This is a genomic window from Sulfuricurvum sp., from assembly GCF_030691015.1.
Classification (GTDB): Bacteria; Campylobacterota; Campylobacteria; order Campylobacterales; family Sulfurimonadaceae; genus Sulfuricurvum.
The window spans coordinates 1-19,951 of record NZ_JAUYFF010000012.1; the positions used below are offsets into that span (position 1 = coordinate 1).

Sequence of the window (19,951 nt, forward strand, 5' to 3'; positions counted from 1 at the left end):
AAGTGCGATATGTTTATACTCTTTGGTACTCAGCTGAACATTAGAGGTAACTTCCCCTCCGATAACGACATGTTTCCCTGCAACAAACACTTCGCTTGCAACACGGCTTTTCGGATCACCGATGATAAGACGATCGACGATACTGTCGGCAATGATATCGGCACATTTATCGGGATGCCCGGGGGAGACGACTTCGGAGGTGAATAGATACATTTAAAAAGTTCCTTGTTGAGTTTTATACCAATGGTACATTTGTGTGATTCCGTCGCGTAATTCTACCGTATGTTTCCAACCAAGTGAATGGAGTTTGTTCACATCGGTGAGTTTACGCATTGTTCCATCGGGTTTAGTTGCATTGAAATAAAGCTCGCCGTTATAACCGACAATCTCACGAATAAGATACGCTAGGTCATGAATACTGATTTCGACACCGCTACCGATGTTGATATGGGTGTTGCGAATTTCACTGCTTGTACTAAACGTATCTTTGAAATCACGTTTTTCCATCAGGAATACACATGCGTCTGCCATATCCTCTGACCAGAGAAACTCTCTCATCGGTTTGCCGCTTCCCCAAATTTCGACACGTGGGGCATCGCTTAGTTTGGCCTCATGTATTTTACGTAAAAGGGCGGGTAATACATGAGACGTTTCGAGATCAAAGTTATCGTTTGGACCATACAGATTCGTCGGCATAACACTGATAAAGTTAGTGCCGTATTGGAGGTTGTAGCTCTCGCACATTTTAATGCCGGCGATTTTTGCAATAGCATAGGGCTCATTGGTATATTCCAAAGTGTCAGTAAGGAGATACTCTTCCCTCATCGGTTGGGGAGCATTTTTAGGATAAATACAGGTACTTCCCAAAAACATCAGTTTTTTGACATTATGAACGTAGCTCTGATGGATAACATTGTTTTGTATCATCAGGTTATCATAGATAAAATCGCCGCGATAGGTGTTGTTGGCGACAATACCGCCCACTTTTGCTGCCGCAAGAAAGACGTATTCCGGTTTTTCACTCTCAAAAAATCTTGAAACCCCATTTTGGCTGGTCAAGTCAAGCTCACTGTGGGTACGAGTGATAATGTTGGTATACCCTCGGGATTCAAGATTTTTAATAATAGCGCTTCCAACCAGTCCACGGTGACCGGCTACGTAAATTTTACTCGTTAGTTCCATGATCACTCGTAATAGCTCATTGTTTTATAGCCGCCCTCTTGGAGGTAAACGTCTTTGGTCATTAGTTTGAGATCGGATTTCATCATATCATCGACAAGTTCTTGGAGTTGGTACTCCCGTTTCCATCCTAGTTTTTGTTCTGCTTTAGTCGGGTCACCTAAGAGAAGATCGACTTCGGTCGGTCGGAAATAGCGAGGGTCTACCGCTACGACCTCTTTACCGATTTCGACTTGGTAATCAGGATGGGTGCATGACACGATATATCCTTTTTCATCCACTCCCTCTCCGCGAAACTCTAAAGTGATTCCTGCATATTCAAATGACATTCGGACAAAATCACGGACGGTCGTTGTCGTACCTGTCGCGATTACCCAGTCTTCAGCCTCTTCGGCCTGAAGGATCATCCACATCATCCGAACGTAATCTTTGGCATGTCCCCAGTCACGTTTGGCATCGAGGTTCCCCAGATAAAGCTTATCCTGAAGCCCTAATGCGATTTTGGATGCGGCACGGGTGATTTTACGGGTGACGAATGTCTCTCCGCGCACGGGAGACTCGTGATTAAACAGGATTCCGTTACAGGCGAACATCCCGTACGCTTCACGGTAGTTGACAGTGATCCAGTAGGCGTACATTTTAGCTACGGCATACGGTGAACGGGGATAGAAAGGGGTGGTCTCAGATTGGGGAGTCTCTTGCACTTTACCGTAAAGCTCTGACGTAGATGCCTGATAGATTTTTGTTTTTTGGCTGAGTCCTAACAGTTTAACCGCTTCGAGGATGCGGAGAGTTCCTGTTCCATCAGCATTAGCAACGTATTCAGGTGTCTCAAAGCTGACGTGAACATGACTCATAGCGGCGAGATTATAGATCTCATCGGGCTGCACTTCTTGGATGATACGGGTAAGATTCATACTGTCTGTCATATCACCGTAATGCAAAAATAAATTTCGGTTATCGACATGAGGGTCTTGGTAAAGATGATCGATACGGTCGGTATTAAAAAGAGATGTTCGGCGTTTGATACCGTGAACGATGTACCCTTTTTTGAGCAAAAATTCGGCCAAATAGCTGCCGTCTTGTCCTGTGATACCTGTAATAAGAGCTATTTTTGGATTATTCATTGGTTTTCTTCTCTTTTAAAATCATCTTCAATTCTTACAATATCATCTTCACCGGTGTATTCACCTACTTGCGTTTCGATAATGGTTAGGGGTATTTTACCCAAATTTGCTAAGCGATGGACTTCTCCGGCTTTGATATAGGTGGATTCATTGGGGTGGACGGAAAAAGTTTTTTCCCCTACGGTAACGGTAGCAGTACCGCTGAGGACAATCCAATGTTCGTTACGGTGAAAATGTTTTTGGAGACTGAGTCGTTTTCCCGATTTTACCATAATACGTTTAATCTTATATCCCGGGGTATCTTCAAGAACGGTATATGTTCCCCACGGACGATGCGCCGTTCGGTGGATATGGGTGAGTTCAGGATTGGTTTGTTTGTAGTGTTGAACAACCTCTTTGACTTTTTGGGATGAGCCTTTATGACTGATTAAAAGGGCATCTTCGGTATCGATAATAATGAGGTCTTTGACATCGATAAGATTGACCGGTTTGTTCGAGAGGATAAAATTGTTATTCGCATCATTCGGCATTACATCGCTAAGGGCATCAAAACTCCCCACGTCGCTCCACCCGATCGATGAGGGGATCACTTTGACGCGAGTGCTTTTTTCCATAACGGCGTAATCGATACTCTTATCCGGAATGGCGTTCATATCTTCGTAAGAAATTTTGATCATTTCTCCATGCGCTGCATTGGTGTACGCTTGAGCGGATGCATCAAAAATAGCAGGACTCCATTTTTGTAACTCATCCAAAAAGAGACCTGCCCTGAAACAGAACATCCCGCTATTCCAATAATAATTTCCGGAATTTACGTAAAGTTCTGCTGTTTTGAGATCCGGTTTTTCATGGAAAGCTTTAACATCCTCACCAGAGGCTTCGATGTATCCAAATCCAGTTTCAGGGAATGTCGGGGTAATACCGAATGTCACTAAATAATCGTCTGATGCCAACTTGGCTGCTTGGGTGATCACATGTACATAAGCGTGCTGATCTTTGATAAGATGATCGGATGGGGTTACAAGGACGATTTCGTCAGGATCGAGGGACATACACGCCAATGCAATGGCGGGGGCGGTATTGCGTCCTACGGGTTCAAGGATATACCTATTATTCGCCTGATTAATCTCCTCAAGTTGATTAAAAGCGAGAAAATATTGTTCAGAATTAGAGACGATGAGCTGTTGATCACATACGGCACTATTGCGCTCAACAGTGAGTTGAAAGAGCGATTTGTTCTCAAAAAGTTTAACGAACTGTTTGGGCATTAGAGTACGGCTGATAGGCCATAACCTCGTTCCTGATCCCCCGCATAAAATAATATTGGTCATACGTTTTTCTCCCAATCGAGGGCTGTTTTACAAATCAGAGCCAAATCATCATAGTAAGCTTCCCAGCCAAGAGTATTTTTGATTTTTGTGTTATCTGAAATTAGAAGGGCAGGGTCACCTGATCGGCGTGGAGAAGTCTCTACCGTGAAATCGATATCACTGATTTTTTTCATCGTTTCAATAACCTCATAAACGCTAAACCCGTGACCGTAGCCGCAATTAAAAATATCGCTTTTATTTCCCTCAGATAGGTATTCAAGAGCCCTGAGATGAGCGGAAGCGAGATCATCAACATGGATATAATCGCGAATACATGTACCATCAGGCGTATCGTAATCGGTTCCGAATACGGAGATTTTTTCTCGTTGTGCCAAAGCCGTTTGTGCAGCGACTTTAATCAAATGGGTAGCATTGGGAAAGCTTTGGCCGATTCGATTATTTATATCGGCTCCGGCGACATTGAAGTAGCGTAAAATAACAAAACTAAAATCAGATTTGGCTGCCGCGGTATCTTGTAATATATGCTCACTCATGAGCTTGCTCATTCCGTAAGGGTTAATCGGATGGGTTTGTGTTGTCTCTCGTACCGGAACTTCGGAAGGTTCTCCATAAACGGCGGCAGTGGAGGAAAATATGAATTTTTGTACCCCGTATTCATTGCAGACTCTTATAAGATTGGTAGTGTTTACGGTGTTATTCATATAGTATTTAAGAGGATTTATGACTGATTCAGGGACGACAATGGAAGCGGCAAAGTGCATTACCGCATCAAATCGGTTGGTCAAAAATATTTTTTCAATTTCGGCAAAATTTGATAAATCGGTACGGTAAAAGCGAAGATCCCCATTTTTGGACGTGAGAGCTATTTGCTCTAACGTGTCAAGTGTTGTCTGATGTCCGGTAGAGAGATTGTCGATAATAGTTACGTCATGGCTGGTTTTTTCAAGGAGTTGTTTAACAACGTGACTACCGATATAACCGGCTCCACCCGTCACTAAAATATGCATATGTTAAACCTTTAATTGATGATATTTAGTTAAGTTCCATTCTATAATCTTAATTATATCAAATGGTGTATTGGAACCTTCTTCAATAGCTATGAGAGAACCTCTGTTAGCCCTTAAGAGTTATTTTCTTTATCCCGTTTAAACAAATATATTGCTTATCGTCTACACTTTTATGATGAATGATATAATTGATATGTGCTTGCTCTTGGTTGAAATTCTTTTTATGATACAAATGAACCAAATTTGCGCTGTATCTACAAGATCTGAGTGCTACACCGATCCCTTTAAAACGCATTGCTACATCTGTATCTTCACCGTATGTCGGACCTGTAAAATTTTCATCAAAACCATTGATTTTTAATAAGTCATTTTTAAAACACGACCAATTACAGCCTAAAAGAAACTTTACCTTTCTGCGAAGTAATTTTGATAATGGATTTTTTGCATTTATATAAAACATCTCTTCAAGATGTCGGGTTTTAAATTTTAGTAGAGTTGGCAAATTTCTGAAATAATGATTTATTAAATCATGAAAATGAATAGTTTTTCGTCTGATTTCATCTGATAATGATTCATTAAACTCTATTCGTCTTCCGGCTAAAATGGTATTTTTTTGAGATAACAATAGGTGATTTTCAATAAATGTATTATAGGGTAAACAATCACCATCAATAAAAATAAGATACTCATTCTTTGCCGCAACTACAGCACGATTTAATGCTCTATTTTTCCTCCAGCCTATATCTTCTTGAGTGAGATGAATTACGTTTAAATTTGGAAATTTAACTTTCGCGTGAAGGATAAAAGATGCCATGTCTGGATTGTCGCCATCTTCTGAAATAATGACTTCAGTGGGTTTAACCGTTTGCTGATCGACACATTCAAGAATCAGATTCAAGGCTTCTGTATCTTTGTAGACAGAGATAATGAGTGTTGAAGTGGGATATTTCATATCATTGACCCTATCGGTCGGTGTATTTTTTCAAATACCACTCTATCGTTTTCACGATTCCCGTATCAAAAGTCTCTTCGGCACTCCACCCGAGTTCCGTTTCGATTTTTGTTGCGTCGATAGCATAGCGGCGATCATGTCCTGCTCGATCTTCGACGTACGTGATCTGGTCGCGGTAGCTTTTGCCGTCGGGATGGGGCTTCATCTCATCGATCAAGCTACAGATACGTTCGGCAATTTGATTATTGTTTCGTTCGTTGCGTCCGCCGATGTTATACACTTCGCCGCTTCGTCCGGTATGATAGACGAGATCGATTCCTTTGCAGTGATCGAGGACATAGAGCCAGTCACGGATATTTTTGCCGTCTCCATAGATGGGAATATTTTCACCTGAGAGGGCTTTTCGGATGATGGTCGGGATCAGTTTTTCATCATGCTGTTTCGGACCGTAGTTGTTGGAGCAGTTGGTGATAACCGTATTCATCCCGTAGGTGTGGTGATAGCTACGAACAATCATATCGCTTCCCGCTTTTGAAGCGCTGTAGGGGCTGTTAGGGGCGTAGGAGGTCTCTTCGGTAAACAGACCGCTCTCTCCGAGGGTTCCGTACACTTCATCGGTACTGATATGGTGAAAACGGCACTCCTCGTATCCTGATTGATAAACAAACGGTTTCTCCATCCAATGTTTATAGGCTACGTCGATGAGGGTAAAAGTGCCGTTGACGTTGGTCTGGACAAATACCCCCGGATTTTTTATACTGTTATCGACATGGCTCTCTGCGGCAAAATGGATAACACCGTGAATATCGTATTCTTTAAAAAGTGATTCAACGAGGGAACGGTCACAAATATCCCCTTGTACAAAAATATGACGATCATTTTGCACTGCATCGGAGAGATTGTTCATATCCCCTGCATAGGTAAGGAGATCGAGATTGATCAAACGATTATCAGGGTATTTGTTTAAAAAATAAGGGACAAAGTTACTCCCGATAAATCCGGCACATCCGGTGACGAGAATAGTTTTCATTGTTTTTCTCCTAATGTAATCAAACACTCTTTAAGGGAATCTCTCCAATACGGGATGGTAATCTCGAAGTCGGTTTTGATTTTTGCTTTGTTGAGCAAGCTGTAATGGGGACGTTTGGCGGGGGTCGGATACTGATCGGTTGTGATCGGATTTACCTGACACTCTATAGTGGAGAGTTCAAATATCGTCTGAGCAAAATCGTACCAGCTGGCAACGCCCTCATTAGAGTAGTGATAGATTTGGGGTGATCCATTCTTGATACGGGGGAGAATTTCTAAAATAGTCTGTGCCAAATCCCGTGCATAAGTTGGAGTTCCTACTTGATCGAAAATGACACCGAGATCATCCCGTTCTTTCCCTAACCGGAGCATAGTTTTGAGAAAATTGTTGCCGAAAGAGGAATAAACCCAAGATGTTCGAATAATGACGGCATTCGAAGGTGCTACAGAGAGGATCGCATTTTCGCCGTCACATTTGGTTCGTCCATAGGCCCCTTGCGGGTCGGTAGGGTCAGATTCGATATAAGGACGATGATTTTGTCCGTTAAAGACATAATCACTCGAGATATGGATAAGGGTACTATGATTCCGCTTAGCGATTTTGGCAAGCAGTGAGACGAAGCGATGGTTAATCGTATCGGCAAGCTCTTTTTCACTTTCGGCTTTGTCCACAGCAGTGTAGGCGGCACAGTTAATGATCCCATCAAAAGTTTTATCGTCAAAAAAATTTTCCATTTTGCACAAATTGCTAAGATCAAGTGTCCTTCTATCGGTAAAGGTAAATTCGTGTTGAGGATACAGAACACTTAATGCTCTAATCTCTGAGCCTAACTGTCCATTAGCCCCCGTTATGAGAATGTTAGACATATAATCTCTCGCTAAAATCGAAATGATCGCCATCGTTAAAGAGGGGTTGTACAGTATCTTTGGCGGAGAGCTGAAGCTTTTCATTGGGGAGAATCCAGTCAATTTTCAAAGCCGGATCATTAAAAGCAATTCCGCGATCGCATTCGATGCTGTAGTAGTTGTCTACTTTATAGGCAAATGTGCAAGTTTCAGAGAGGACGACAAATCCGTGGGCAAACCCGCGAGGGATAAAGAGTTGGCGCTTGTTTTCGCCGCTAAGATGTACGGCGACATGTTGACCGAAGGTCTGTGAACCTTTCCGAATATCGACAGCGACATCCAGTACTTCTCCCGCTATGACGCGAACCAGTTTGCTTTGTGCATGAGGCGGGAGCTGATAATGCAAACCGCGTAATACCCCATAACTGCTGGAAGATTCGTTATCTTGGCAAAAAGGGACGTTAAATCCCAAAAAGGCTTCTAGCTTATCGGCGCGAAACGTTTCGACAAAATAGCCGCGTGTATCCCCGTGGACTTTCGGATCAATAATTACGACATCAGGTATTTTAGTACGTGTAAACGTCATACGAGGGTTTTTCCTTCGTTGGCCCTGCGGATCAGATATTGACCGTACTGGTTTTTACTCAAAGGAAGTGCTAGTTCCAATAGTTTTTCTTTTGTAATATAACCCATTTCATAAGCGATCTCTTCGATACAGGCGACTTTTAGCCCTTGGCGGTTTTCGATAGTTTGGATAAACATACTGGCTTCGAGCAACGACTCATGGGTTCCGGTATCGAGCCATGCGTAACCGCGTCCCATTAGCTCTACCTTTAGGGCATTTTGTGCCAAATACGTTTGATTGACGGTCGTTATTTCTAATTCCCCCCGATCACTAGGGTGAACATTTTTGGCGATTTCGACGACACTGTTCGGATAAAAGTACAGACCGACAACGGCATAGGAGCTTTTAGGTTTGGAAGGTTTTTCTTCGATGGAGAGGACATTACCGTTTGAATCAAACTCAGCAACACCGTAACGTTCAGGGTCTTTGACCCAGTACCCGAATACCGTTGCTTTTTTATCTTCCGTGACGTTTCTGACCGATTGAGCTAGCATTTCAGTGAGACCGTGGCCATGAAAAATATTATCGCCGAGAACCAGACATACATCATCGTCACCGATAAAATCAGCACCGAGGATAAAGGCTTGGGCTAGCCCGTCAGGTGAGGGCTGAATGCAGTATTCAAAGTGCATTCCGATATCGCTTCCGTCTCCTAAAAGTTCTTCAAAACGGGGAAGATCATTAGGGGTAGAGATGATAAGAACTTCGGTAATACCTGCCAGCATAAGTACGGAGAGCGGATAGTAGATCATCGGTTTATCATAGATAGGGACAAGTTGTTTGCTGACCCCTTTCGTAATCGGGTAAAGACGTGTTCCGCTTCCGCCCGCTAAGATAATCCCTTTCATGCTACTCCTCTGTTCTGAACCATTTATAGTGTAATTATAGTCAAAAAAGATTATAGGCCGATTTAATCAACTTTGAGGGGACTTTCGTAATAATATCGATATGAAAATACTAATTATCGATCAAACCGGATTTCAGCTTCAAACCCGAAAAATGCTCTTAGAAGATTCCATTAAAAAGTGTACTGTTGACATCGCATCCACATTGGGTGAAGTTTTTATCGCATATCAAAAAGATGATTATGATGTTGTCGTGGTTGATCATGGAATTGAAAACGGTCAGGAGTGTGTTGAGTATATTTTACAAATATCTCCCTCTCAGCCGATATTGGTTGTCAGCGATGCGATCCATTGCGTCATAAAGCGTTGTGAAGATTGTGTCAATAATCATTTTCTTCGACGTTTATTTAATCCGACACCGATTAAAAATATCGTCCGTATGGTTGAGGGGTTTAGAAATTACCGATGTGACCATTATGATGCGGAGACCAATAAAATAAAAGGGTAGGTCTCCCTTTTATAATTTGCTACTACATTCCTCTTTACCGATAAATTGTTTACTGTCTGCATCACTCACAACTAATTTGGCTATTTTGTCGATATCGATTGATATTTTATGTGTTTGATCCGCAATTTCCGTATTACCTTTCACTGCACCGCTCACTAAAAATATAGCTTTATTGATTTCAGAAACACTATGGCTTTGCTCTGAAATAGCATCTCCGATATCGGCAATTGACTGCGCTAAAATATTCACATTCGCATTAATATCACCGAGACTTTTTTGTGTTCTCTCCGCTAGTTTTCGTACTTCATCCGCTACCACCGCAAATCCGCGTCCATGTTCACCTGCACGTGCCGCTTCTATGGCTGCATTAAGTGCTAGTAGATTGGTTTGATCCGCTATATCGCTTATGATGCTGATAACCGATTTTATCTCTGATGATTGCTGTACCACCTCTTTTGTTTTTTCGGCAGTTGCATTTATCGTTGTACTCATAAGCTCCATGGAAGCCGATGTCTGCTCAAGCGCGGCTGCAGATTCGATAGAACTTTGATTAAGTTTATCAACATTGGTGAGTAAAATACTTGAACTTTTATCCAGCGTAAGCCCGTTAGTTTTATTTTCTACGAGCATTATATTAATAACATTAGCAATATTGTTTACACCTTGCGCAACCGTTCCTGAATCATTTTCAATTCTATCGGTGAAGTCTAATTTCGCAAAATTATTGAGCACCCGTGTGATTTTATTGATATCTTCACACACATTTTTACTAGTGGTTTCCAACATTTCATTAAAATTATTTTTGAGCTCTCGTAAGCTCTCATTTTGAGTTTCTTGGGTAATCCGTTGGTTTAATTTTCCATTTTTAACTTCATTAACGACTCTTTTGACATCATCGATAACGGCCTGATCTTCTTGTATCAAATTTTGTGTTTTCAGGATATTTTGATTGATCATACCTGCCATTTTTCCAAATTCATCTTTGGTATCGATTGCAATCAAATCTGCTTTTTGACTCTCTCTATTGAGATAGGTGAAGAAGCTTAACAGACCGTCATTCAGTTTGGATATTCCCTGCATTACTGTATTTAGAAGTCCCGTTGCAATGAAAATTGCAAAGAGTGTCAGGATGATTCCGACCGTTATGGTTGTTATAAAGACAGAACTTTGCGTTGAACCGAACTCTTTATCACTTTCATTCATTTCGGATTCGATAGAATCTCTCATTTTGGATAACGTTTCTATCGCAGAGTTTCTTTGAACATCTATTTTCCCGTCAATATTTCGTATTTCAGGATTTATGTTTGAATCGTTGGAGTGTAATTGCTGAATGAGATCATTTTCAATAATACGGGTGTAGCTCTCAACTTGTCCCTTGTATTGGTTCAATAATGCTTTTTCTTCTTCGGAATCAACTATTTTTTCTAAAACTTTAATATCGTCAAGTATTTCCGTTTTTAAGGCATCAAAATCTTTTTTTGCCTCTTGGGTATAGCCGTTGATGATCATATCCGCAGATATAGCATATAAATCGCCTAAATCCGAAACCATTTCAGTTACTTTGACGGCATCACTGCCTCTTGAAGCACTGTCGTGTTGTAAGTTCCCAAGCGTATCGATCTTTAGCCCTTGATAGGCAGAAAAGAGTAAAAATACGGCAACTAATGCACCAAAACCAAAAATCAACTTGGACTTAATTGTCATATCACTCATCAAAAACACCTTTTGCGATTAACGTGAGTAAATTATACTTTATAATGAGTGTAATGGCGTGATTAAATAATATACATCTAATATCTGAAAAGGTGAGAGTTAAATATATTTTGAATATTAGTTATAGAAGGTAATGGGGGTGGCTCCGAATGCTGGATTCGAACCAGCGACCAAGTGATTAACAGTCACCTACTCTACCGCTGAGCTAATCCGGAACGTAAAAATTGAAAAAGTATCATAAGTGGCTCCGAATGCTGGATTCGAACCAGCGACCAAGTGATTAACAGTCACCTACTCTACCGCTGAGCTAATCCGGAATGTTTATGAGGGCGCAATTATACGCTATGTTACGTTGATTGTCAATAAAAACGGGGTTATTTAGAGCGTTTCCTGTGAATATTTTCGGCAGGGGAGAAAAAGTTTACGTTTGAACGTTCAATTTGAGCAATCTTGCCTTGATTTAGGAGATTTGCAAATCGTTGTTTTGACTCACTGTCGAAAAGGGCATCGATATCATCCATCGTTAGCGGGCGTTTATCAAGGGTAGTAAGAATCTCCTCATCGCTGTAACTGCTTGGGGTTGCGGCGGCATGAGTACGGGATACGATATGGATCGGCAGCTCAGGATCAAAACGGCAAGAGAGGAGATAGAGCTCCTCAAAGCTCAACCCCTGTACGGGATAAGCAGGAGGTCGGTCAATGGTACCGATATCGATACGATCACAAGAGATTGGGAGCAGGGCACGCTCAAGCGCTTCTACCTCGCTTAGTGAATCATTAACCCCTTTGACAAACAATATCTCTAAAAACAATTTTCCCTCAAATTCATGTGAAAATCGGGTGATATTGTCGATGATACTGCCGATAGTAATTCCCTCGGCCGGACGATCTATTTTTTTAAAGGTTTCTGGGGTGGCCGCATCGAGTGAAAGTTTGACTTGGTCAAATTTCAACAGGGTAGTGAACACCTCAGGCTCCCCCAAGCAAGCACTGTTGGAGAGGATAAGCGTTTGAATATCACCTTTGATTGTATCAATATCATCTACAAGGGCACTTAACTGAGGATACATCGTCGGTTCACCGTTTGCGGTGATAGTTATAACATCAATAGAGGGGTGTTTTGAGAGGGAATTTTGTAAATCGGTGAGTATGCTCTCTTTGGGAGTAACGGTGTGTTGGTGTGCTATTGCGGGCGCAGGGGCGAGCTCACAGTAGAGACAGTCAAAATTGCATTGTTTTCCGGAACTGGAAAGATCGATCCCGAGCGATGTACCGAAACGCCGCGAGTGAACGGGACCGAAGATGGAAGACATTATTTTTTACTTACTCTTTGGCATTCGCGAACGAAGTGTTGGGCATTTTCAACCGGAACATCGGGAAGGATTCCATGTCCGAGATTGAAAATATGACGTTGTCCGCCCATGATCTCTTGGATTGCTTCGACACACGCCGTAGTTTGCTCTTTTGAGTACAAACGGCACGGTTCCATGTTCCCTTGAAGGACGTAATGATCCCCCAATTTCTCTTTCGCCAAGGCCATAGGGGTACTCCAGTCGACACCGAAAACATCGAAATTTCCGTAGACTTTATCCAAAAAGGCTGGGATCCCTTTCGGGAACATGATAACAGGGACGTGTGGGTATTTCTCTTTGAGATACTCGGCGATTTCCACCATGTAGCTCCATGAGAACTCATCGTATCGGCTCGGCTCGATTGCCGCTGCCCAACTGTCGAAGATTTGGACGACGTCGATCCCCGATTGGATCTGTTTTTCCATATAAAGTTTGACGACATCGGTCACTTTACGGAGGATTTTATGGAGAAGCTCAGGATTTGAATACATCATCTTTTTACAGATGTTGTAGGTTTTGGTCCCTTGCCCCTCGATCATATAGGTTGCGAGGGTCCACGGTGCACCGGTGAAGCCGATAAGGGCTTTGTTGTCACCGCGTGCATCGAGCTGTGCACGTAAGATCTTGATCGTTTCATACACATAGGTGAGTTTTGATGCCGCTTCCTCACCGCCGACAAGAGCGTCTAAATCCTCTTCGCTTGAGATCGGTTTTTCGAAAACGGGACCTTCCCCTTTGATGAAGTCGAGTTTCATCCCCATCTCATTCGGAACGACCAAGATATCGCTGAACAAAATGGCCGCATCAACACCTACCAAATCTACAGGCTGGATCGTTACTTCCGCCGCCATATCGGGAGCATGGCAAAGGTTGAGGAAATTTCCGGCACGTTTACGCACTTCCATGTACTCAGGGAGATAGCGTCCCGCTTGGCGCATCATCCACACTGGGGTGTAAGGGGTCTCTTTGCCGAAACACGCATCAACGAAAATTTTACTCATGGTGACCTACTTTGCTAAGAAAATAAAGACCGACGGCAACGGCTGTGATGGAGAGAGCAAGATAGAGTAATTCTAATGCTCCGCTAAATGCGGTATGTCCCACTTTTTGGAAAAAGCCGACGACCAAAACCATCACAATGACTTTTGAAATTTTATCTTTGAGTTGATCGAGTGAATGGACGGCAAGCAGTTGGTTCTCTTTGCCGTGCTCATCTTTTGCCGGATCGATATCGGAGATAAAGAGCTCATACAAACCGAATGAGAAGATGATCATAACGACACCGATAAGGTACAAGTCAACCGCACCGATGATACCGCCGACCACTTTTTCATGGAACCCCTCTGGGTGTGCATGGGTAACATAGGTATTAATGACATAGGACGTTGTGTAATAAATATCAAAACTGGCAATAGCAAATAGCACAATTGCCCCCAATAACCCAAACACTACGGCTAGGATGATGATGAAACGTGAACTCCAAAGTCCTTTTTCAAACAATGTTTCAATGAAACTCATATTATTCTCCTTGCATCTCTACCCATTTTTGGGCGATTCGTACGGCATTAGTCGCAGCTCCTACACGAAGATTATCGGCAACAACCCACATATGAAGAACATTGTCACGGAAAATATCATTGCGGATACGTCCTACAAATGTCTCATTTTGATCCATACAAAGTGACGGCATCGGATAGATGCTCTCGCTTGGAGTATCCAAAACGATGATATTCGGCGCTTTGCTCAAAAGTTCGCGCGCCTCATTAGCATCCACCGCACCGTCAAACGTGAGGGTAAGGGTTTCCGCATGACCGCGAAGTGTCGGGATACGGACACAGGTTGCACTCACTTCGATATCTTTGTGCATAATTTTTTGGGTCTCGTTCACCATTTTGAGCTCTTCTTTGGTGTAGCCGTTATCCGTGAAGGAATCGATTTGAGGAATAGCGTTCAGTGCGATACGGTGAGCGAATTTTTTCGGTTCCATATCATCGAGTTTGAACGCGAAAAAGGCTTGCATCTGCTCCACAAGCTCTTCCATTCCCGTTTTACCCGCACCCGAAGTCGCTTGGTAGGTACTGACATCGATACGCTGTAAATCATAGGCATCGTCGAGCGGTTTAAGGGCTTGAACCATTTGGATGGTAGAGCAGTTAGGGTTGGCAATGATACCGCGGTTACGCCATTGAGCGATGTCTTCAGGATTCACTTCAGGAACGACGAGAGGGACGTCTTCATACATACGAAAATGGCTGGTGTTATCGATGACAACAGCTCCCGCTTCTGCGGCGTAAGGGGCAAATTCTGCTGATACGCTTCCACCGGCACTAAAGAGGGCGATTTCGATCTCTTCTTCGGCAAATACGGTTGGGGTCAACTCTTTGATTATGAGTTCTTTACCATTGAAAGTAATCCCATTTCCTGCACTTCGTGCACTTGCCATCGGGACAAGTTTGGCTAATGGAAAATCGATCTCTTCGAAAATGCGTAAAATTTCTTCTCCGACGGCACCGCTGGCACCGACAATCGCAACGTTATAAAGTTTCATAGGAGTCTTTCCTTGGGGATGAATGGGATCACCCGTGAATATTTTTTCGCGATTATATCGAATACGGACTTATATTCGACCTAATCCACGCGCTTCCAAAAAGAGGTCTTCGGTGTCTATAACCTCTCCGTCACTTAAAATCGCCGAACGCTCGACGACGGAGATGAGTTCACGAATATTTCCCGGCCAGTTGTAGTTCATTAATGCGTTACGTGCAGATGTGGTAAAGGCTTTGGTCTCATAGCTGTACTGCGTGCAATAACGCTCCAATGCCGCTTCGGCTATCGAGAGGATCTCTTCTCTGCGTTCACGCAGCGGCGGGATATTGAGGGGGATGGTGTTGAGGCGATAATAGAGATCTTCTCGAAATTTGCCTTCGGTGATTTTAGTATGCAAATCGGCATTGGTGGCACAAATGATCCGCACGTCTATTTTGGTGTTTTTTGAGCCTCCCAAGCGGCGGATTTCTCGCTCTTGAAGTACCCGTAGGAGTTTGGCTTGGAGGCTATAGGGCATTTCGGCTATTTCATCCAAAAAGAGCGTTCCCCCCTCTGCGAGTTCAAATTGTCCCGTTTTGGCTTCGGTCGCATCGGTGAACGCCCCTTTTTCGAAACCGAACAGTTCGCTCTCTATAAGGTTGTCAGGGATAGCTGCCATATTGATAGCGATAAAGGGTTTGGATGAGCGCGAGGAACTCTCATGGATATGGCGGGCGAATAGCTCTTTACCGACGCCGCTTTCCCCTAAAAGCATCATGCTAGCATCCGTAACGGCGGCTTTGGCAATACGATTAAGGAGTTGATCGAGGGCAGGGGAAGAACCTAAAAAGTTTTCACCTCGTGCAGGTTCTTGAGAGAGCGTTTTTTGAGATTTTTTAGCAACTGTTGCCGTTCTCTCGATAGCGGTCACCAAGGTCTCAATTTCGAACGGTTTGAGGAGGAAATCTTTCACCCCGAGCTGAATCGATTCGATGGCACGGGCGAGGGTGGCATTTCCGGTGATAATAATCACTTCGAACTTTCCACCCAGTGCTTTGACAAACTCGATACCGTCCATCCCCGGCATATTAATATCACTGATGACGAGTTCAAAGGTATCATCGAGTTTTTTGAGGGCGTCACGGGCATTTTTGAAGGTATGAATCTCATATTTATCATAGTCGCTCATCGCGATCTCTAGCGATTTACGCATATTGATATCATCTTCAACAATCGCAATTTTCATAAAAAAACCACCCGTTATTTAGTTGCGGTTATTGTAACAGACTCATCATTAAACTCGACTGCATAACACCGTGTCGGGATGGTAAGGGAATTAAGGGTTTGTGATTGGGAAGCGCTAAACGTATCATTGCTTTTTACACGGAGCTCACCGGTTGCGGCAAACTCTAAAAATTGTGTCTGCTCGCGTTTGAGTACGCTTTCCAGTGTTTCATCAAGATTGCGTTTGAAAATAATTAATGGAGAATTTATATGAAAGGTACACGGTTGCATAGCTTTGGAAATCGATAAGGTTTCATTGATGGCTTGGGTATTCTTGGCGGTAAACCGATACCCTATATAGTAGTTATCGGCTCCAACGCAAAGAGTCGTGATTAGCGTAAAACTCGTGAATAGGAAAGGGAAATTTCCATTTCGACTTCGCACAGACCCTCTTTAAATGTAGTATTCATGACATTAGCACCGCGTACGAGCGCTTCAACGGATGTACGGGTAGTTGATTGCTGCATCATCATATTTTTGATGGTGTCTTGCCCTTCAACTTGAACCCCTTTAACCCTCTCAGCGATAAGACGATACCCATCTACCATAGCGGCACGTTTAGCGAGTGCGTATGCTTGTGCAGGTGAAGCGGTAACGGAAGGGGCGACACCTTGCCCGATAACGGTAATGATAAGTTCATTTTGAGATTTTAAAATCGGTTCAACACAATGACCGTCAGTGCCGCTGTAGACACATTTTACTTTTGTTTCGGAAGAGTCATCACTGTTAAAAAATCCCGCATGAAGTGCGGGAACAGCGAGAAGCAGTGCAAGAAGAGCAGAGATTCGCATTCGGGTTCCTTCGGGTAAGTTTGGAATAATTACCCAAATAGAGCAAATACTATTCCAACTCTAATGTTGTCGGTTCGCTTCCTTCGCCCTCTTCATTTTCGTCTTCATCATCCTCTTTTTTCGGACAACGGGAGATGCTCGCAACATCATCCCCTTTGATAATGTAGACGCCGCTGGTATTACGACCTGATTTAGCAATCGTTTGCATATCGACACGGATCATTTTACCCGCTTTGGTAAGTGCCATCATGTCCATTGTCTCATCGACCATAAGACAACCTACCACGGTAGTTCCGGTTTTCGCGTTAAGTTTCATCGCGATAACACCGGTTCCTGCACGGTTAGTGAGGCGATATTCTTCTGCCGTAGTACGTTTTCCGATCCCTTTTTCACTGACCATGAGGATCTCTTCTTCATCGGACTTGATGATATTGGCATCGACGACGACATCACCCTCTATTTTGAACTTGATACCGCGGACACCACGGGTACTACGTCCCTGATCACGAGTTTTTTCGATTTCGAATTTGATACATTGCGCGTATTTGGTGACGATAAAGAGATATTTTGTCTCTTCGGTCGCAATGTGTGCAGTGATCAATGCGTCATCGTCATCCAGAACAATCGCACGGACACCGTTGCTACGGATATTTGAGAATTCATTCAATGCGGTACGTTTGACGACACCGTTTTGGGTAAAGAATACAAGTGATTTTGTTTCACTGAAATCGGTTGTCGGGATAATCGAGCGGATTTTCTCATCGGCTTCGAGGTTGATGAGATTGACGACCGCTTTACCTTTGGCCGTACGTGACCCCTCAGGGATTTTGTACACTTTGAGCCAGTGGAGCTGTCCGCGGTCTGTTACGAACATCAACGTATCATGGGTATTGCAAGTATAGAATTTTTCGATAAAGTCATCATCGTAAGTGGTTACGGCAATTTTCCCTTTTCCGCCTCGGATTTGTTTCTCATACGCTACCAACGGTACACGTTTGATATATCCGCGATGCGAGATGGTGACAACCATCGGCTCGTTCGGGATCAAATCTTCGATATTGATGTCATCGTAATTGTCTTCGATATCGGTTACACGAGGAATATTGAACTGTTCAACGAGTTCGACGAACTCCCCTTTGATGATATCTTTGAGAACTTCTTCGCTACGGAGAATGCTTTCAAGATAGTCGATGTGTGCCAAAATCTCTTTGAGCTCATTCTCGATTTTGTCACGCTCTAAACCGGTAAGACGTTGGAGACGCATATCCAAAATAGCTTGAGCTTGGATCGGAGAAAAACCGAACTCGGAGATTAGGCCGTTTTTCGCCGCTTCGCCGTCGTTACTTGCACGGATAAGTTTGATAATTGCTTCGATATGATCGAGTGCTTTTTTCAAACCTTCCAAGATATGGGCACGTGCTTTTGCTTTTTCAAGATCGAAAATAGTACGGCGGATAATAACCGTTTTACGGTGGTTGATAAAGTGACCCAACATCTCAAGAAGGGTGAATACACGAGGCTCTTGATTAAAGACCGAGAGCATAATGATTCCGAAAGTCGTTTCCATGTTGGTTGATTTGTAAAGGTTGTTGAGGACGATCTCGCTCATCGCATCGCGTTTAAGCTCGATAACGACGCGGATACCCTCACGGTCTGACTCATCGCGTATCTCAGAGATACCTTCGATAAATTTGTCTTTAACCAAATCGGCAATGCTTTCGATCAAACGGGCTTTATTGACTTGATACGGCAACTCATCAATAACGATAACGTCTTTGTTCGCTTTTTTCTCGATATGGGTTTTGGCGCGAATACGGATACGACCGCGACCGGTCTCATACGCGTCTAAAATCCCTTTTTTACCGTAGATGGTTCCACCGGTAGGAAAATCGGGAGCTTTGATAAACTGCATAATATCAATGAGAGAGGCGTTAGGATTGTCCATAAGATAGACAAGCGCATTGAGAACTTCATTCGGATTATGAGGAGGGATATTGGTCGCCATACCGACGGCAATACCGCTTGAACCGTTAATAATAAGGTTCGGGACACGTGTCGGAAGAACTTCGGGCTCGAAAGTAGTGCCATCGTAGTTCTCGATCATATCAACGGTATCTTTTTCAAGATCTTTAAGGAGTTCTCCCGCATAACGGGTCATTCTCGCTTCGGTATAACGCATGGCAGCTGCGCTGTCTCCATCGACTGAACCGAAGTTTCCTTGTCCGTCTACAAGCGGTGCGCGCATAGCAAAAGGTTGTGCCATACGAACCAATGCATCGTAAACCGAGGTATCACCGTGAGGGTGGTACTGACCGATAACATCCCCGACGATACGGGCTGATTTTTTATATTTGGCACCCGCTGAGAGGCTCAGTTTGTCCATAGCATAAAGGATACGACGGTGAACCGGTTTGAGACCGTCACGTACATCCGGAAGTGCTCGTCCGATGATAACGCTCATAGAGTAATCGAGATAACTGCTCTTAAGAGTGTCTTCTATATTAATGTCATTTATTTCGCTGTTGTCTAGCAGATCGTTCATGCGGTCCCCAAAAGTGAAGATAATATGACTGATTATATCCAACCGTGCCTTAAAGTCTAAAAATCTCTCTCATTTGATAAATTAATTAAATAAGGTTACAATTGCCTCAAATATCGTTGGAGCTTATTAATGAAAAAAATCGAAGCGGTTATCAAACCATTTAAACTAGAAGATGTAAAAGACGCCCTAGCCGAAATCGGTATTACGGGAATGACGGTAAGTGAAGTAAAAGGATACGGACGACAAAAAGGGCACAGCGAGTTATATCGCGGTGCAGAATATGTCGTAGACTTT

General features: G+C 43.2%; 20 protein-coding genes, 2 tRNA genes and 1 pseudogene. 2 read left to right on the plus strand and 21 right to left on the minus strand.

Annotated features, from left to right (window positions below; all coding sequences use genetic code 11):
* The 10 genes from Q8O20_RS08915 to rfbA all read right to left on the minus strand — a co-directional run.
* Positions 1 to 213: S-adenosylmethionine synthetase N-terminal domain-containing protein (locus tag Q8O20_RS08915; RefSeq protein WP_299803122.1), on the minus strand; the 213-nt coding region annotated here is incomplete at its 3' end.
* Positions 214 to 1,182, minus strand: coding sequence for a GDP-L-fucose synthase (locus Q8O20_RS08920; RefSeq protein ID WP_305530870.1), 969 nt, complete (start codon positions 1,180 to 1,182; stop codon positions 214 to 216).
* Between the two features lie 2 nt (positions 1,183 to 1,184).
* Positions 1,185 to 2,306 carry a GDP-mannose 4,6-dehydratase gene (gmd, locus tag Q8O20_RS08925; RefSeq protein WP_305530871.1) on the minus strand — a complete coding sequence of 374 codons (1,122 nt, stop codon included), beginning with the start codon at positions 2,304 to 2,306 and terminating at the stop codon, positions 1,185 to 1,187.
* The gene (locus Q8O20_RS08930; protein ID WP_305530872.1) at positions 2,303 to 3,637 is read right to left on the minus strand and encodes a mannose-1-phosphate guanylyltransferase/mannose-6-phosphate isomerase; all 1,335 of its coding nucleotides are present in this window, start codon (positions 3,635 to 3,637) and stop codon (positions 2,303 to 2,305) included. The genes gmd and Q8O20_RS08930 overlap by 4 nt, the downstream gene beginning before the upstream one ends.
* The gene (gene galE / locus Q8O20_RS08935) at positions 3,634 to 4,644 is read right to left on the minus strand and encodes a UDP-glucose 4-epimerase GalE (RefSeq protein ID WP_305530873.1); all 1,011 of its coding nucleotides are present in this window, start codon (positions 4,642 to 4,644) and stop codon (positions 3,634 to 3,636) included. Before galE ends, Q8O20_RS08930 begins: the two co-directional genes overlap by 4 nt.
* A 106-nt stretch (positions 4,645 to 4,750) precedes the next feature.
* Positions 4,751 to 5,596, minus strand: a complete 846-nt coding sequence (locus tag Q8O20_RS08940; protein ID WP_305530875.1) for a glycosyltransferase — start codon at positions 5,594 to 5,596, stop codon at positions 4,751 to 4,753.
* A gap of 10 nt (positions 5,597 to 5,606) precedes the next feature.
* Positions 5,607 to 6,626: a dTDP-glucose 4,6-dehydratase gene (gene rfbB / locus Q8O20_RS08945; RefSeq protein ID WP_305530876.1), complete on the minus strand. Its 1,020-nt coding sequence runs from the start codon at positions 6,624 to 6,626 to the stop codon at positions 5,607 to 5,609.
* Complete coding sequence (gene rfbD / locus Q8O20_RS08950) at positions 6,623 to 7,492, minus strand: dTDP-4-dehydrorhamnose reductase (RefSeq protein WP_305530877.1); 870 nt, start codon at positions 7,490 to 7,492, stop codon at positions 6,623 to 6,625. The genes rfbB and rfbD overlap by 4 nt, the downstream gene beginning before the upstream one ends.
* Positions 7,485 to 8,057, minus strand: a complete 573-nt coding sequence (gene rfbC / locus Q8O20_RS08955; protein ID WP_305530878.1) for a dTDP-4-dehydrorhamnose 3,5-epimerase — start codon at positions 8,055 to 8,057, stop codon at positions 7,485 to 7,487. The genes rfbD and rfbC overlap by 8 nt, the downstream gene beginning before the upstream one ends.
* Positions 8,054 to 8,944: a glucose-1-phosphate thymidylyltransferase RfbA gene (gene rfbA / locus Q8O20_RS08960; RefSeq protein WP_304741431.1), complete on the minus strand. Its 891-nt coding sequence runs from the start codon at positions 8,942 to 8,944 to the stop codon at positions 8,054 to 8,056. Before rfbA ends, rfbC begins: the two co-directional genes overlap by 4 nt.
* Before the next feature lie 100 nt (positions 8,945 to 9,044).
* Here rfbA and Q8O20_RS08965 point away from each other — a divergent pair, with 100 nt between their 5' ends.
* Entirely contained in the window at positions 9,045 to 9,449 is a 405-nt protein-coding gene (locus tag Q8O20_RS08965) for a hypothetical protein (protein WP_305530880.1), read from the plus strand.
* Between the two features lie 108 nt (positions 9,450 to 9,557).
* Here the strand turns inward: Q8O20_RS08965 and Q8O20_RS08970 are convergent.
* The 11 genes and pseudogenes from Q8O20_RS08970 to gyrA form a co-directional block, all read right to left on the minus strand.
* Positions 9,558 to 11,162: pseudogene (locus tag Q8O20_RS08970) on the minus strand (methyl-accepting chemotaxis protein); the annotation flags it as partial.
* A 140-nt stretch (positions 11,163 to 11,302) separates the two neighbouring features.
* Positions 11,303 to 11,377, minus strand: a tRNA-Asn gene (locus Q8O20_RS08975).
* Positions 11,378 to 11,404: 27 nt separating this feature from the next.
* Positions 11,405 to 11,479 (minus strand) — tRNA-Asn (locus Q8O20_RS08980).
* 57 nt (positions 11,480 to 11,536) lie between these two features.
* On the minus strand, positions 11,537 to 12,475 hold the full coding sequence (locus Q8O20_RS08985) for a radical SAM protein (protein ID WP_305530882.1): 939 nt from the start codon (positions 12,473 to 12,475) through the stop codon (positions 11,537 to 11,539).
* Complete coding sequence (gene hemE / locus Q8O20_RS08990) at positions 12,475 to 13,515, minus strand: uroporphyrinogen decarboxylase (protein WP_305530883.1); 1,041 nt, start codon at positions 13,513 to 13,515, stop codon at positions 12,475 to 12,477. Before hemE ends, Q8O20_RS08985 begins: the two co-directional genes overlap by 1 nt.
* Positions 13,508 to 14,032 carry a YqhA family protein gene (locus tag Q8O20_RS08995; protein ID WP_304741942.1) on the minus strand — a complete coding sequence of 175 codons (525 nt, stop codon included), beginning with the start codon at positions 14,030 to 14,032 and terminating at the stop codon, positions 13,508 to 13,510. Before Q8O20_RS08995 ends, hemE begins: the two co-directional genes overlap by 8 nt.
* Before the next feature lies 1 nt (position 14,033).
* A complete protein-coding gene (locus tag Q8O20_RS09000; protein ID WP_304741939.1) occupies positions 14,034 to 15,062 on the minus strand; it encodes an aspartate-semialdehyde dehydrogenase in 1,029 nt (342 codons plus the stop codon).
* 69 nt (positions 15,063 to 15,131) lie between these two features.
* The gene (locus tag Q8O20_RS09005) at positions 15,132 to 16,286 is read right to left on the minus strand and encodes a sigma-54 dependent transcriptional regulator (protein WP_304741937.1); all 1,155 of its coding nucleotides are present in this window, start codon (positions 16,284 to 16,286) and stop codon (positions 15,132 to 15,134) included.
* Between the two features lie 14 nt (positions 16,287 to 16,300).
* On the minus strand, positions 16,301 to 16,708 hold the full coding sequence (locus Q8O20_RS09010) for a hypothetical protein (RefSeq protein WP_305530885.1): 408 nt from the start codon (positions 16,706 to 16,708) through the stop codon (positions 16,301 to 16,303).
* The gene (locus Q8O20_RS09015) at positions 16,657 to 17,115 is read right to left on the minus strand and encodes an LPP20 family lipoprotein (RefSeq protein WP_294895812.1); all 459 of its coding nucleotides are present in this window, start codon (positions 17,113 to 17,115) and stop codon (positions 16,657 to 16,659) included. The genes Q8O20_RS09010 and Q8O20_RS09015 overlap by 52 nt, the downstream gene beginning before the upstream one ends.
* Before the next feature lie 49 nt (positions 17,116 to 17,164).
* Complete coding sequence (gene gyrA, locus Q8O20_RS09020; protein ID WP_304741931.1) at positions 17,165 to 19,657, minus strand: DNA gyrase subunit A; 2,493 nt, start codon at positions 19,655 to 19,657, stop codon at positions 17,165 to 17,167.
* 129 nt (positions 19,658 to 19,786) lie between these two features.
* Here gyrA and Q8O20_RS09025 point away from each other — a divergent pair.
* On the plus strand, positions 19,787 to 19,951 hold a 165-nt coding region (locus Q8O20_RS09025), incomplete at its 3' end, for a P-II family nitrogen regulator (protein ID WP_305530483.1).